This window comes from Bradyrhizobium sp. Arg237L (assembly GCF_029990105.1).
In the GTDB taxonomy this organism is placed as follows: Bacteria; Pseudomonadota; Alphaproteobacteria; order Rhizobiales; family Xanthobacteraceae; genus Bradyrhizobium.
In genome coordinates this window covers 80,113-93,175 of the sequence record NZ_JAQMIL010000006.1, presented here as the reverse complement: position 1 = coordinate 93,175, position 13,063 = coordinate 80,113, and the positions used below count along the sequence as shown (strand labels likewise).

The following is a 13,063-nucleotide window of genomic DNA, read 5'->3' as shown; positions in this document are numbered from 1 at the left end:
GGCGGCCTGCTACACGATCCGGATCGACATGTCCGGCAGGCCCTCGAGCTTGCACAACAGCACGTCGCCCTTGACCACCGGGCCGACATTTTCCGGTGTGCCGGAATAGATGATGTCGCCAGCCTTCAGCTCGAAGGCTTCCGACAGTTTTGCGATCTGCTCGGCGACGCTCCAGATCATGTTCCGCAGGTCCGAGTTCTGCCTGATGGTGCCGTTGACCGCGAGCGAAATCGCGCCCTGGGTGAAATGTCCGGTCTTGGAAGCCGGATGGATCGGACCGATCACGGCGGCATGGTCAAAGCTCTTGCCGATCTCCCACGGCTTCTTCTCCGCGGCCATGCCGTTCTGCAGGTCGCGGCGCGTCATGTCGAGACCGAGCGCATAGCCATAGACGTGATCGAGCGCCTTATCGGCGGGAATGTTGGCGCCGCCGGATTTCAGCGCGGCGACGAGTTCGACCTCGTGATGATAATTTTTCGTCAGCGACGGATAGGGATGATCGGCAACCGTCCCGATCGCAACGTTCTGGATCGCATCGGTCGGCTTCTGGAAGAAGAACGGCGGCTCGCGCGTCGGATCGGAGCCGCGCTCGATCGCATGCGCGGCATAGTTGCGGCCGATGCAATAGATGCGGCGGACCTGGAATACCTCGGTCTCGCCGACAATCGGGATCGTCGTCGCTGCTACCGGAAACATCGCCTTCGGCCCGACCTGCGCGTCGGCGGACGTAACCTGCGCGGCCGTTCCCGCCAGCGCGAGCGCGCCGGTGGCGAGCATGGTCCTGCGATCAATCGTATTCATGGGCGTTCTCCTTCGTTGTTGTTATTATCTGGCGGGGTCGACAAAAAAGGCCCGCGACGATCGCGGGCCTTCGAATGCTCAAGTACCAGCGTCGCCTTAATGCTTGATTTCCGGCGGCAGCTTGCCGCCATTGGCCGCAAGTTTGGTCATCACCTGCTTGTGCAGCCAGATGTTCATGCTCGCGGAATCATTGGTGTCGCCGGTGTAGCCGAGTTCCTTGGCAAGCTCCTTGCGCGCGGACAGGCTCGAATCGATGTCGAGCGCCTTCATCAGGTCGACGATCGATGTGCGCCACTCGAGCTTCTCCTTCTTCGCGGCGACGGCTGCATCCAAAATCGGAGCGACGTCGACGCTCTGCGCAGGCGCGGCAGCCGGAGCGGTCGGCGAGGCCCCGGCGGCGGGCGCGCTCCCCGCAGGCGCACCGCTAGCCGGCGCTGCAGTCGCTGTGCTGCTGCCGAAGATCGAGCTCATGATTTTTCCGAAAATGCTCATCGTTCACTCCAAAGGACTTGAGATGTGGTGTCAGGTGGTTCTCTCGGGGCTCTTTTCGACCGGCAGCACCCGCCGGGGTCGCAAAATGATTTTACCCGGACCAGCCAAGGTTGCCAATGCGACATTCACCGAAGCGTGAGTGCGTCTGTCCCGGTTTGGGAGTACCGTGACATCTCAGTTCGCGACATGGCCGCTTGGGTGTCTTCGCGTCTGGCCTGTTCGTGATCGCTTAGGAGACGGCACGTTGTGCCCCTCGCTGGCGGGCACAGAAATGCGGCCGCGCAGGGAGACAACGACTATGGCCACCTATCACGACAATGTCACATCACTGACGCAGAGCGGACAGGAAGTCGCGGCTGCGCCCGAGATTCGTACCATCAGTCTCGGCGATCTGCATCGCGCCTTGCAGCTCGGCTGGGAGGATTTCAAGGCGGTCCCGAGCCACGCCGTCATCCTGTGCGTGGTCTATCCGGTGTTGGGCCTGGTGCTTGCCCGCGTCGTGCACGGCTATTCCGTGCTGCCGTTATTGTTCCCGTTGGCCGCGGGCTTCGCCCTGCTCGGCCCGTTCGCGGCGATCGGTCTCTATGAACTCAGCCGCCGCCGCGAGAATGGCGAAGAGCCTTCTGCATGGGGCGCAATCGAGATCGTCCGCTCGCCGTCATTCGGCGCCATGCTTGGACTAGGCACGCTGCTGTTCGCGCTGTTCGTGACCTGGATCGCCACGGCGCAGGCCATCTATGTCTCGGCATTCGGTTACGCGACGGCGGCGGGGATCCCCGATTTCCTCACGCAGGTGCTGACGACATCGCAGGGTTGGTGGTTGATCCTGGTCGGCTGCGGCGTCGGCTTCCTCTTCGCCCTGCTCGCGCTTTGCATCAGCGTGGTGTCGTTCCCGATGATGCTCGACCGTCACGCTACGACCGGTGAAGCCATGGTCACCTCGCTTCGCGCGGTCGCGTGTAATCCGGTGCCGATGGCCGCCTGGGGCCTGATCGTCGCAGCATTGCTGGTGCTGGGAACGCTGCCTTTCTTCCTCGGCCTCGCCATCGTCATTCCCCTGCTCGGCCACGCCACTTGGCATCTCTACCGGCAGATCATCGTTCCCGACCCCAATGTGCAGCCGCTCCCGCCACGTCCGCGCGAGCGCAAGCCTGCTGCCGACTTCCCCGCTAACCTGTTCCCGTGGCGTCGGAAAAACAGCGCGTAGATCTTCGGCAAATCTGTTCCATCATCCCGGTCTGGCGCGCCAGCATCAGACTGGGGTTCGTCCGAGCTCCGGCACGTGACATCGCCCCGGCATGGTGGATTGACTTGCGCGTGCAACGCCGACAAGCCTTGTTTTGGCCGCTCTTGCCGCAAACATTTTGGTAGCGTTTCCAGATTAGTGTCGATGATGTCGTCGACACGGAGTGAGTGATTTCATGGGCTTTCGCTTTTCCCTCCGGACTGCACTGGGAGCCCTGCTCCTGACCCTCAGCACGCCTTCGTTCGCCGCGACCTGCGGCAGCGGCTCGTTCGATACGTGGCTGGACGACTTCAAGAAGGAAGCGGCATCGAAGGGGATTTCGCAGTCCGCGATCCAGGTCGGCCTGAACGGCGTCACCCTCGACAAGAACGTGCTCACGCGCGACCAGTCGCAGAAGGTGTTCAGTCAGACCTTCGAGGAATTCTCAGGACGCATGGTGCCGCCCCGCCTGACCCGCGGCGCAAACATGATGAAGCAGTACGGCTCGGTGCTGTCCCGCATCGAGGAGACCTATGGCGTACCGGGCGAAGTGCTGGTGGCGATCTGGGGATTGGAGACCGATTTCGGCGTCAACATCGGCAAATTCCCAACTCTGCGGGCGCTGGCGACGCTCGCCTATGATTGCCGCCGCTCCGATATGTTCAGGGCCGAGCTTCTGGATGCGCTCCGCATCATTGAACGCGGCGATGTCCCTCCACAGGAACTGCGCGGCGCATGGGCCGGCGAGATCGGCCAAACCCAGTTCATGCCGTCGAACTACATCAAATTCGCAGTCGATTTCGACGGCAATGGCCGCCGCGATCTCCTGCACAGCGCGCCCGATGTGCTGGCCTCGACCGCGAATTTCTTCGCGAACCATGGCTGGCAACGCGGCAAGAATTGGGAGCCAGGCAATCCGAACTTCGCGGTAATCCAGCAATGGAACAAGAGCGAGGTTTATGCGCGCACCGTCGCCTATTTTGCCACCCAACTCACCCGCGTACCGTAGCGCTTCCCTCCCTCTCGCTTTAAGGAGCCGATCGCCGCGGGACGATCGGCGCCTATGAGAAGCGTTGCTCCTTACTTCGCCTCGCCGGCGTGCATCGCCTTGTTCAGATGCGCCGCGCACACGCCCATCTTGCCACCGAGCAGAGCGTCCTGCGCTTGCGCAATCTCCTTTTGCGCCACGATTTTGCCTGGACCGTCCGCCATTGTCTCGACTGCGGATTCGGTCTTGGCGAGATTGTCGCCGCTGCAGCCGACGGTGACCTTAGCCGCGTGGGCGGGAATGGCGGCATAAGCAATGAAAGCCATCGCAGTCGCTGCAATCAGTTTGTTGCGCATCGGTTTTTTCCCCATTTTCCGTATTATTTGAACGGAAGCCGACGTGATTGCCGGAATCCGTGACAACCATTGTTCGCTCATCATCGAAAAGTTCAGAATGAATTCCGCGCGATAGAGATGTGATCGACGCTGCGAGCAAAGCACGCATGCGTTGCATCTATTTTTCATTACAGCTTGGTAAGGAAGGGCAAGCCGCGCGAAGCATCGTTGCCGCTACTGCGGTATCCGGTCCCCTCCGCTCGCGAACCGTACCCCGGAGGATAGGGAGTTGAAGGTTCGGCAGCGGCATCGGCCGCAGGCAGCCTTCGGACTGCAAACATGCTTCAGTGATCCGTCGATCTTGGCCCGGCTTCGCGGACTCGGCATTCCGCACCAAATCCTGGGACCACGAGGAATATTCTTCTAGATCGACCTCAGAAGAAATGAATTTAATTTCATTTCTAAGGGTCAAGGCGCATGCGAATCACGCATGAGAAGCTAGCCACCCCGAATCGGTCTCCGGCGTCGCGCCGGGCGGGGCTCAAGGCCGAGCATTTGATTTCACGTCCGTGCGCACCCATATGCCAAGCGTCGACGGAAGTGCCGCCCTCATCGCAAGCCCGTGATTTTACGGACCTTTTCCAATACCGGCACGCGTTCTCACCAACCCGCTGACGCCTCGTCGGGCCGCTCCGCTGATGGGTTAATCAGGCCTTACCGACGTCATGCATTTTTCACTTAGCTGCACCGCAACATAGGAACTACCGCACTGCATCAACTCAACCTATATTCATTCTATCGACGATGACGCTTCCCATAGAGCTGAATCGTAATTTCTAGGAGACTACCATGTTACTCTCGCTCATCCGCATGATCCGGGCGTTCCGTGATTATCAGCGTAATGTTGCCGAGCTGTCCCAGCTTAGCGATCGCGAGCTGGCGGACATCGGCCTTGATCGCTCTGATATTCCGCGCGTGGCCTCTGGGCACTTCAACGGCTGATCCTTTGTCAGCCCATCAATGAACGGATAACGCCCGCCCCTTTACGCGGGCGTTCTCGTATTCTCTCCCCAGTTTCTCTGCCCGGTTTCAGATGCGCTCGCGCGAAAAACGCGCTAACCCTGCGCGATGACCGCGACCAAGCCTTCTCCTGATCCTGTCCACATCATCGGCGCCGGCCTTGCCGGTTCTGAAGCCGTCTGGCAGGTGGCAAATGCCGGCCGGCGCGTGGTGCTGCACGAGATGCGCCCACAGCGGATGACCGAGGCCCATCGCACCGATGGCCTTGCCGAACTCGTTTGCTCCAATTCCTTCCGCTCCGATGATGCTGCCAACAATGCAGTCGGCCTGCTGCACGCCGAAATGCGCCGGCTCGGCTCGCTGATCATGCGCGCCGCCGACGCCAACCAGGTGCCCGCCGGCGGGGCGCTGGCGGTCGACCGCGAGGGGTTTTCCGCCGCGGTCACCAAGGCGCTCAACGAGCACCCCCTGATCGAGATTCGCCGCGAGGAGATCGCGGGCCTACCGCCCGTCGAGTGGCGCAACGTCATCGTTGCGACAGGCCCCCTCACCTCGGCGCCGCTGGCAGATGCCATCCGTGAGCTGACCGACGAAAGCGCGCTCGCCTTCTTCGATGCGATCGCGCCGATCGTGCACAAGGATTCCATCGACATGAGCGTGGCGTGGTTCCAGTCGCGCTATGACAAGGTTGGGCCGGGGGGCACCGGAGCCGACTACATCAATTGCCCGATGACAAAGGAGCAGTACGACGCGTTCGTCGACGCGCTGCTGGCCGGCGAGAAGGTGGACTTCAAGGACTGGGAGACCAACACGCCCTATTTCGACGGCTGCCTGCCCGTCGAGGTGATGGCCGAACGCGGTCGCGAGACCCTGCGGCACGGGCCGATGAAGCCGGTCGGCCTCACCAATCCGAACGATCCCACCACCAAGCCCTACGCGATCGTACAACTTCGCCAGGACAACAAGCTCGGCACGCTCTACAACATGGTCGGCTTCCAGACCAAGCTGAAGCATGGCGCGCAGCAGCGCGTGTTCCGCACCATTCCGGGTCTCGAGCACGCCGAATTCGCGAGGCTCGGCGGATTGCATCGCAACACCTTCCTGAACTCGCCCAAGCTTCTGGATTCACAACTACGGCTGCGCGCCGAGCCGCGATTGCGCTTCGCCGGCCAGATGACCGGCTGCGAAGGTTATGTGGAGTCCGCCAGCATCGGCCTGCTCACCGGCCTCTATGCCGCGGCGGACGCTCGCGGCCATTCGCTGGCGCCGCCGCCTTCGACCACGGCGCTAGGCGCGCTGCTGGGCCACATCACCGGCGGCCATATCGAGACCGTCGACACGGGTCCGCGCTCGTTCCAGCCGATGAACATCAATTTCGGCCTGTTCCCGCCGCTGGCCAGCCCGCCAACGAAGAAGCCCGACGGCACGCGGCTCCGCGGCAACGAGAAGACGGTAGCGAAGAAGCAGGCGATATCAGCCCGCGCGCTTGCCGATCTTGACCGCTGGATATCGGACCATTTGCACGTCGCGGCGGCGGCTTAAGCCATGAGCTTGCCGAAAGACGACGCCGCCACCCTGTCGGCGCGATGGCGCGAAGGAGTCCTGCTCAAGCGCGACGTGTTCTCGACCGTCGAGCGCGGACGTTTCCGCATCGAGACCGGCGAGACCGATGCGGTGCTGCGCCGGCTCGACCTGGTGCCGTTCTGGTCGTTTCCACTGGCGCTGCACCTGTTTTCGCGCGAGCGCCGCGCGCTGTCGCTGGCGCGCGACCTCGACGTCGGACCGAAGCTGCTCTGGGCGGGACAACGCGCGCTGGTGCGCGGGTTCATCGACGGCGTGGCGCTGCACCTGGCGAAGCCGCATGGCGATGTCGCCTATTTCCGTTCGGCCAAGGATGCGCTGCGCAGACTGCATCGTGCCGGCATCTGCCACAACGATCTCGCCAAGGAGCAGAACTGGCTGGTCGGCCGCAACGGCCGCGCCTATCTCACCGATTTCCAGCTCGCCGCCTGCTTCAAGCGCCGCAGCCGCCTGTTCCGCATCGCGGCCTATGAGGATTTGCGGCATCTGCTGAAGCACAAGCGCAGCTATGCGCCCGATGCGCTGACCCCGAAGGAACGCAAGATCCTCGCTCGCAAGTCAGTCGTCGCCAGCGTCTGGCTCAAGACCGGCAAAAAGGTCTATCAGGCGATCACCCGTGGACTCTTCAATTTCACCGATCGCGAAGGCGGCGGCCGGCGGCTGGTCAATGACGCGCCGGTCCTGATCGATCTGATCCGGAAGAACCCGGAAGTCCGCGACACCGCGATCGTCGCCTTCGCAGACCGCCGGGTCGGCGTCGGGCTCTATGCCTTCGTGGAAGCCGACGAGGTCGCGCTGGAGATGAAGCTGCGCAACACGCTTGCCTCAGCCAAGGGTGTCAAGCCGCCCGAGCATATCCAAGTCGTCCATGCGCTGCCGCGCGATGCCGCGGGCAAGCCGCGCACGGAGATATTGCAGCTCGTGGCGATGAACCAGATCGACCTGATCGAGCCGATGATGCAGAACGAGGCCGACCGCGCCTTCCTCAAGGACATCCTTGAGCAGCGCAAGAATCTTCGCGACCGTTTCAATTTCGAAGTCGCCGAGATGGACCGGCTCACGCGCTAGAGCTTCGGTTCTGATGGAATCAGAACCGAAGCTCTAGATTCTTGCTTTGACGCGTTTTCTTTACGCGAACCGGCGTCCACCCTCGGATCAAGTCCGAGGGCATGCTTCGCTCGAAAGCGCTCTAACCATCCCAACTCGTTACCTCGACAAAGCCATCGTTGCGAAGCAGTCTTGGAATCATCCCCAAGGAGAGTGTTTCGATGCCGCTGGCGCGTGGCAAGATTGGCGGACATGATTCCGAACGACTGGCGTTCACGTTCACGATGCTGAACGATGGCGAAGCCGTGGAGTGTCAGATCAGCGACGCCGCGATGGACGAGCTTGCCGGGACGCGCGGCACGCCAAGCATGGCGCGGCAGGGACAGTTTGTGTCGCTGCGCGACGAGATCGAGAAAATCGCGTCCGGCCTGTTCGATGCCGGCCCGGTCGTGAAGGGCCGCACGATCAGGATCTTTACCAAGCACATCGGCAAGTAGCGCGCGGGCTAAAGCGTTTTCGAGCGAAGTGGACGCCGGTTCGCGTGAAGAAAACGCGTCAAAGCAAGAATCTAGAGCATGTTGTTTTTTGGCGGAATCGGGATTCCCAATTGGAGGAATTTCTGATTCAAACTCCATGCTGGGGACCGGGGCCAGCATGGATGACGCGACCCTATTCGGAAGACATCCGCGAACTGGCGCTTAGGCGAGCTGATGCTGGCGAGACCGTTCGCTCGATTGCAGCGGCGCTTCAGATCAGTCCGTCCTGTGTGACGAAGTGGAAGAATCTGAGGCGAGAGACCGGAGGCGTTTCGCCCGGCAAGATCGGTGGTCACAAGAAGCCGATTCTGTCCGGCGCCAACGCCGACTGGCTGCGCAAGCGCATTTGCTCGGGACCGTTCACCTTGCGGAAGCTGACGAGGGAGCTGGCTGAGCGTGGCATCAAGACAGACGTGCGGGCGGTGTGGGCTTTTGTTCACGCTGAGGGGCTGAGCTTCAAAAAAAACGATCCATCCGGCCGAACAGGATCGCCCCGATATCGCCCGTAAACGGGCGCGCTGGAAGGCTCATCAAGGCAGGATTGACGCCTCGCGCTTGGTCTTCATCGATGAGACCTGGATCAAAACGAACATGGCGCCGCTACGCGGCTGGGGGCCGCGCGGACAGCGTCTCCAAGCATCGGCGCCTTTCGGCCATTGGAAGACCATGACCTTCATCGCCGCGCTGCGCCACGATAGGATCAGCGCACCTTGCACTATCGACGGTCCTATCAATGGCGAACTCTTCACCCTCTATGTCGAGAAGATATTGGCGCCCACCCTGGCAAAGGGCGAGGTCGTCATTCTCGACAATCTCGGCAGTCACAAAGGCAAGCTCGCCCGCAACGCCATCCGCGCCAGGGGAGCGCATATGCTCTTCCTGCCGCCCTACAGTCCCGACCTCAATCCGATCGAACAGGTCTTCGCCAAACTCAAACACCTGATGCGAGCCGCGGAGCCTCGCGATGTCGAGGCAACCTGGCGAAAGGTCGGCGAACTCCTCGATCTCTTCTCAAGCCAGGAGTGCGCCAACTATCTCAAAAACTCAGGATATGTTTCCGTATAAAAACATCACGCTCTAGAGCTTCGGTTCTGATTCAATCAGAACCGAAAATGCTCTAGCCGCCGAACTCCCGTCGCCGCGACGCCCGCCACACCGTCCACAGCACCCGCAGCCGCGATGTGACCTGTGGGGCGAACGGGTCCGTGCTGGTCCGCGACATCCGCGCGAGATCGCGCTCGAGGAGCGCCAATGGCAGGAAGATCGGCCGCATCGCCGGCGAAACCGTCGGCAACAGCGAGAGCGCGGTCTTCAAATGGCTCGTCGCCTCGCCGATGAGCTGGTCGATCGCAGCGCGCAGTTGCGGCGTCTGCTTGCCGGAGAATACGTCTTCGATTCCGCCGCCGTGCTGCTCAAGGAACTGCAGCGGCAGGAACAATTGCCGCCGCGAAGCATCGCGCGGCAATGCGGCGATCACTTGCGCGATACCTTGCGCGAGCCCGGCGTGCCGCGCGAGGTGATCAATTTCTTCTGACGGCCGCGCCATCACGCGCGCAGCGAGCGAGAACAGCGCCGAGGCGGTCTCGTTGAGATAGCCCTCGAGCGCTGCCATCGACGGCATCGGATCGTTGTAGAGATCGAACTGATGCTCCTCGACCAACCGCGACAGCGGCTCGACGGGGAGCCGGAAATTCCTGATCGCGAGCAACAGCTCCGCAGCGACCGGGTTGCCTTCGACGCTGCCATGGCCACTGCCTGCGAGCATGTCGGTCCACCATTGCAGGCGTATCTCGCCGGGCAAGGGTTGGCTGACGAGCTCATGAACGCGGGAAATTTCGGCGTTGAAGGCGTAGATCGCGAGCAGCGCGCGGCGTTCGACCGCCGGCACGAACAGCGTGGAGGCATAGCGCGCGAAATCATGGGTGCGCACCAGCTCGGCGCAGAACGCCGCGGCGTCCGTGCCGCCGGGCTCGCTCATGGCACTGCGATCAGCGCCGCCGCCACCCGCCGCCGCTCGCCCATCATGATGTTGTAGGTGCGGATCGCAGGTCCCGTCTGCATCGTATCCAGCACCACATGCACCGCGCGCAAGGCGTCGCGCAGCGCCTTGGGCGCTATCCATGTTTCTGTTCCGGTGCCGACGATCAGCGTGTCAATGATGTTGGCCTTCGCGAACACACGCTCGAGCGAGTATCGGTCGATCTGCTGCGGGGTCGTCACCGGCCAGGCCCAGATCCCATCGGGCAGGCAGAGCAGCGAGCCGCGATGCGACATGTCGGCAAAGGCGAAGCCGCCTTTGCCATAAGCCTCGATCGGCGCCGACCTCGGAAGATGTGGAGCGTCCGAGGATTGAGCCATGACCAGCTACTTCTTTGCCGCTGCTTCCGGCTTCTTGGCCGGCGTCTCCGGCGCGTCCCCACGTACGGTGCCCACGCCGAGATAGATCAGGATCGGCGCCGCGATGAAGATCGAGGTGTAGGTACCGACCAGCACCACGCCGAACATCATCACCGCGGTGAAGCTGTGGATGGCGTTACCACCAAACAGCAGCAGCGCCAGCAGCGCGAGCGTCACGGTGACGTGGGTGATGATCGAGCGCGACAGCGTCGAGTTGATCGATTCGTTGAGGAGCTGCGGCATCGGCATCTTCTTGTAACGCCGCAGCATCTCGCGGATACGGTCGTAGATCACGACCGTGTCGTTGAGCGAGTAGCCGAGAATCGTCAACAGCGCCGCGATGCTGGTGAGGTCGAAATCAACCTGCGAGATCGACATGAAGCCGATCGTCAGCACGATATCGTGGACGTTGGCGATCATGGCGCCGAGCGCGAACTGCCATTCGAAGCGGAACCAGAGATAGATCAGGATGCCGACGATCGCGAGCATCAGGCCGAGCATGCCGTAGGCCAGGAGTTCGCCGGAGACACGCGGGCCCACCACCTCGACACGGCGATACTCGACGGAATCGCCCAGCGCGCCGCGGACCTTCTGCACGGCCTCCTGCTGCGCGCTGTCGCCGCCGGGCTGCTCGGCGACGCGGATCAACACGTTGGCCGGACCGCCGAACTGCTGCAACTGGACCTCACCGAGGTTCAAAGTGCTGAGCGTGGCGCGCATCGCGGCGATATCGGCGTTGCCCGATTTGGCCTGCACTTCCAGCAGCGTGCCGCCCCGGAAGTCGATGCCGAAATTCAGGCCGTGGGTGAAGAACAGCGTGATCGCGATGATCGAGAGCACCGCCGAGATCGGGAAGCTGATGCGGCGGAAGCGCGTGAAATCGAAATGCGTGTTGTCCGGGACGATGCGCAGCGGCGGCAGGATGCCGAGCGCGGCGACGACGGTCAGCACGGCGATCAGGATGCCAAGGCCAATGAGAACATAATGAGTCACAACAGGCCTCTCAGATCGGCACGGTCTTTTGCGGCCGCTTCCACCACACCCACCACGCGACGATCAGCCGCGTGAGCGTAAACGCGGTGAAGACCGTGGTAATGATGCCGATCCCGAGCGTGACGGCGAAGCCGCGCACCGGACCGGTACCGATGTAGAACAGCACCGCGGCGGCGATGAAGGTGGTGATGTTGGAGTCGAGGATGGTCGCGAGCGCGCGCTTGAAGCCGGCATCGATCGCCGAGATCGCGTTGCGCCCGCCCCGCAATTCCTCGCGGATACGCTCATAGATCAGCACGTTCGAGTCCACCGCGATGCCGACCGTGAGCACGATGCCGGCGATGCCGGGCAGGGTCAGTGTCGCGTTCAGAAGCGACAACAGGCCAAAGATCATCGCGACGTTGACGGCCACGGCGATGTTGGCGAACACGCCGAACAGCCGATACGTCAGAAGCATGAACACGATGACCAGGATCGAGCCGACATAGGCCGCCAGTTCGCCCTTCTCGATCGAATCCTGGCCGAGCCCGGGACCGACCGTGCGCTCCTCGATCACCGTCAGCGGCGCCGGCAGCGCGCCGGCGCGCAAGAGGATCGCGAGATCGTTGGCGGACTGAACCGTGAAGCTGCCCGAGATCTGGCCCTGGCCGCCGGTGATCGGCTCACGGATCACGGGCGCGGAGATCACCTCATTGTCGAGGATGATGGCGAAGGGCTGGCCGACATTCTCGGTCGTGGCTTGGGCGAATTTCCGCGCGCCCGAGGTGTTGAAGCGGAAACTGACGATCGGCTCGCCGGTGCGCTGGTCGAATCCCGGCTGCGCGTCGGTCAGGTCGCCGCCGGAGACCAGCACCTGTTTCTTGACGACGTACGGGACCTTCGGCGTCGACGCGCTCATCAGGAGTTCGGAATCAGGCGGAACCCTGCCCTGCTGGGCCTGATCGGGCGACACCGAGGTGTCGACCATGCGGAATTCCATCTTCGCGGTCTTGCCGAGCAGTTCCTTCAGGCGTGTCGGGTCCTGCAGACCCGGCACCTGCACCAGGATGCGGTCGGTGCCCTGGCGCTGGATCACGGGCTCGACGGTGCCGAGCTGGTTGACGCGGCGCTCGACGATCTGGATCGACTGCTCGATGGTCTGGCGGATGCGCTCGGTGATGGCGGCCTGCGGCACGGTCAGGCGGATCAGCCCGCCGCCGGCATCGGACACTTCGAGGCTGCGCTGGCCGCTGGAACCGAGCAGGCCGCCGAGCGGCTGCGAGAGCTCACGCAGCTTGGAGAGCGCGGTCGGCAGGTCGGTATCGCGGCTGATCCGCACTTCCACGGCATCATTGCGCGCGTTGAGACCGGTGTAGCCGATCTTGGCGTCGCGCAGCACACGCCGGGCGTCGTCGCGAATCTGGTCGAGCTTCTCTTTCTTCACATAGTTGGAATCGACCTCGAGCAGCAGATAGGAGCCGCCCTGCAGGTCGAGGCCGAGCACCAGGCGCCGCTGCGCCCACCCCGGCCAGGTCTTGACCTGGGATTCCGGGAAGAAGTTCGGCACGGCGCAAAGGCACACCACGAGCGCCGTGAGAATGATTCCCAGCGCCTTCCACCGCGTGAAATACAACATCGGGTTGACCTGTCAGATCGGAAATTGCGGCGC

14 protein-coding genes are annotated in these 13,063 nt (G+C 62.6%); 7 read left to right on the top strand and 7 right to left on the bottom strand.

Annotation, left to right across the window (positions count from 1 at the left end; all coding sequences use genetic code 11):
* Positions 1 to 9: 9 nt before the first annotated feature.
* Together OZ411_RS05315 and OZ411_RS05310 are read right to left on the bottom strand one after the other, a co-directional pair.
* Positions 10 to 777 carry a fumarylacetoacetate hydrolase family protein gene (locus OZ411_RS05315; protein WP_245476510.1) on the bottom strand — a complete coding sequence of 256 codons (768 nt, stop codon included), beginning with the start codon at positions 775 to 777 and terminating at the stop codon, positions 10 to 12.
* A 120-nt stretch (positions 778 to 897) separates the two neighbouring features.
* Positions 898 to 1,293, bottom strand: a complete 396-nt coding sequence (locus OZ411_RS05310) for a DUF3597 domain-containing protein (RefSeq protein ID WP_282527103.1) — start codon at positions 1,291 to 1,293, stop codon at positions 898 to 900.
* 298 nt (positions 1,294 to 1,591) lie between these two features.
* Between OZ411_RS05310 and OZ411_RS05305 the strand changes: the two genes are divergently transcribed.
* Together OZ411_RS05305 and OZ411_RS05300 are read left to right on the top strand one after the other, a co-directional pair.
* Entirely contained in the window at positions 1,592 to 2,500 is a 909-nt protein-coding gene (locus tag OZ411_RS05305; RefSeq protein WP_282527102.1) for a DUF2189 domain-containing protein, read from the top strand.
* 214 nt (positions 2,501 to 2,714) lie between these two features.
* Positions 2,715 to 3,527: a lytic murein transglycosylase gene (locus OZ411_RS05300; RefSeq protein WP_282527101.1), complete on the top strand. Its 813-nt coding sequence runs from the start codon at positions 2,715 to 2,717 to the stop codon at positions 3,525 to 3,527.
* A 71-nt stretch (positions 3,528 to 3,598) separates the two neighbouring features.
* On the opposite strand, the gene OZ411_RS05295 is transcribed toward OZ411_RS05300, so the two are convergent.
* A complete protein-coding gene (locus OZ411_RS05295; protein WP_349016978.1) occupies positions 3,599 to 3,946 on the bottom strand; it encodes a hypothetical protein in 348 nt (115 codons plus the stop codon).
* 744 nt (positions 3,947 to 4,690) lie between these two features.
* Here OZ411_RS05295 and OZ411_RS05290 point away from each other — a divergent pair.
* From OZ411_RS05290 to OZ411_RS05270, 5 genes are all read left to right on the top strand, one after another.
* Positions 4,691 to 4,843 carry a DUF1127 domain-containing protein gene (locus OZ411_RS05290; RefSeq protein WP_130581297.1) on the top strand — a complete coding sequence of 51 codons (153 nt, stop codon included), beginning with the start codon at positions 4,691 to 4,693 and terminating at the stop codon, positions 4,841 to 4,843.
* 126 nt (positions 4,844 to 4,969) lie between these two features.
* The gene (trmFO, locus tag OZ411_RS05285; RefSeq protein ID WP_282527100.1) at positions 4,970 to 6,403 is read left to right on the top strand and encodes a methylenetetrahydrofolate--tRNA-(uracil(54)-C(5))-methyltransferase (FADH(2)-oxidizing) TrmFO; all 1,434 of its coding nucleotides are present in this window, start codon (positions 4,970 to 4,972) and stop codon (positions 6,401 to 6,403) included.
* A gap of 3 nt (positions 6,404 to 6,406) precedes the next feature.
* Entirely contained in the window at positions 6,407 to 7,510 is a 1,104-nt protein-coding gene (locus tag OZ411_RS05280) for a serine/threonine protein kinase (protein WP_282527099.1), read from the top strand.
* Positions 7,511 to 7,710: 200 nt separating this feature from the next.
* Positions 7,711 to 7,986, top strand: a complete 276-nt coding sequence (locus OZ411_RS05275) for a DUF1488 family protein (RefSeq protein WP_282527098.1) — start codon at positions 7,711 to 7,713, stop codon at positions 7,984 to 7,986.
* A 161-nt stretch (positions 7,987 to 8,147) separates the two neighbouring features.
* Positions 8,148 to 9,090, top strand: a protein-coding gene (locus OZ411_RS05270; protein WP_282527155.1) for an IS630 family transposase whose coding sequence is annotated in 2 segments (ribosomal slippage) — positions 8,148 to 8,483 and positions 8,485 to 9,090 — 942 coding nt in all. Because the reading frame shifts where the segments join, the coding sequence is not laid out codon by codon here.
* Positions 9,091 to 9,142: 52 nt separating this feature from the next.
* Here the strand turns inward: OZ411_RS05270 and OZ411_RS05265 are convergent.
* From OZ411_RS05265 to secD, 4 genes are read right to left on the bottom strand one after another with little or no spacing between them, the layout of a single operon-like run.
* Positions 9,143 to 10,003 (bottom strand): phytoene/squalene synthase family protein, encoded by an 861-nt coding sequence (locus OZ411_RS05265; RefSeq protein WP_282527097.1) that lies wholly within the window; start codon positions 10,001 to 10,003, stop codon positions 9,143 to 9,145.
* Positions 10,000 to 10,383, bottom strand: coding sequence for an Mth938-like domain-containing protein (locus OZ411_RS05260; RefSeq protein WP_027579068.1), 384 nt, complete (start codon positions 10,381 to 10,383; stop codon positions 10,000 to 10,002). Before OZ411_RS05260 ends, OZ411_RS05265 begins: the two co-directional genes overlap by 4 nt.
* Positions 10,384 to 10,389: 6 nt before the next feature.
* On the bottom strand, positions 10,390 to 11,415 hold the full coding sequence (gene secF, locus OZ411_RS05255) for a protein translocase subunit SecF (RefSeq protein WP_130581291.1): 1,026 nt from the start codon (positions 11,413 to 11,415) through the stop codon (positions 10,390 to 10,392).
* A gap of 10 nt (positions 11,416 to 11,425) precedes the next feature.
* Positions 11,426 to 13,030 (bottom strand): protein translocase subunit SecD, encoded by a 1,605-nt coding sequence (gene secD, locus OZ411_RS05250; protein WP_282527096.1) that lies wholly within the window; start codon positions 13,028 to 13,030, stop codon positions 11,426 to 11,428.
* Positions 13,031 to 13,063 lie beyond the last annotated feature (33 nt).

Coding starts and splice junctions, on each gene's coding strand:
- OZ411_RS05300 (WP_282527101.1), top strand. CDS start 2,715: ATGGGCTTTCGCTTTTCCCTCCGGACTGCACTGGGAGCCCTGCTCCTG.
- OZ411_RS05290 (WP_130581297.1), top strand. CDS start 4,691: ATGTTACTCTCGCTCATCCGCATGATCCGGGCGTTCCGTGATTATCAG.
- OZ411_RS05295 (WP_349016978.1), bottom strand. CDS start 3,946: ATGATGAGCGAACAATGGTTGTCACGGATTCCGGCAATCACGTCGGCT.
- OZ411_RS05260 (WP_027579068.1), bottom strand. CDS start 10,383: ATGGCTCAATCCTCGGACGCTCCACATCTTCCGAGGTCGGCGCCGATC.
- secD (WP_282527096.1), bottom strand. CDS start 13,030: ATGTTGTATTTCACGCGGTGGAAGGCGCTGGGAATCATTCTCACGGCG.
- trmFO (WP_282527100.1), top strand. CDS start 4,970: ATGACCGCGACCAAGCCTTCTCCTGATCCTGTCCACATCATCGGCGCC.
- OZ411_RS05305 (WP_282527102.1), top strand. CDS start 1,592: ATGGCCACCTATCACGACAATGTCACATCACTGACGCAGAGCGGACAG.
- OZ411_RS05280 (WP_282527099.1), top strand. CDS start 6,407: ATGAGCTTGCCGAAAGACGACGCCGCCACCCTGTCGGCGCGATGGCGC.
- OZ411_RS05315 (WP_245476510.1), bottom strand. CDS start 777: ATGCTCGCCACCGGCGCGCTCGCGCTGGCGGGAACGGCCGCGCAGGTT.
- OZ411_RS05310 (WP_282527103.1), bottom strand. CDS start 1,293: ATGAGCATTTTCGGAAAAATCATGAGCTCGATCTTCGGCAGCAGCACA.
- OZ411_RS05265 (WP_282527097.1), bottom strand. CDS start 10,003: ATGAGCGAGCCCGGCGGCACGGACGCCGCGGCGTTCTGCGCCGAGCTG.
- OZ411_RS05275 (WP_282527098.1), top strand. CDS start 7,711: ATGCCGCTGGCGCGTGGCAAGATTGGCGGACATGATTCCGAACGACTG.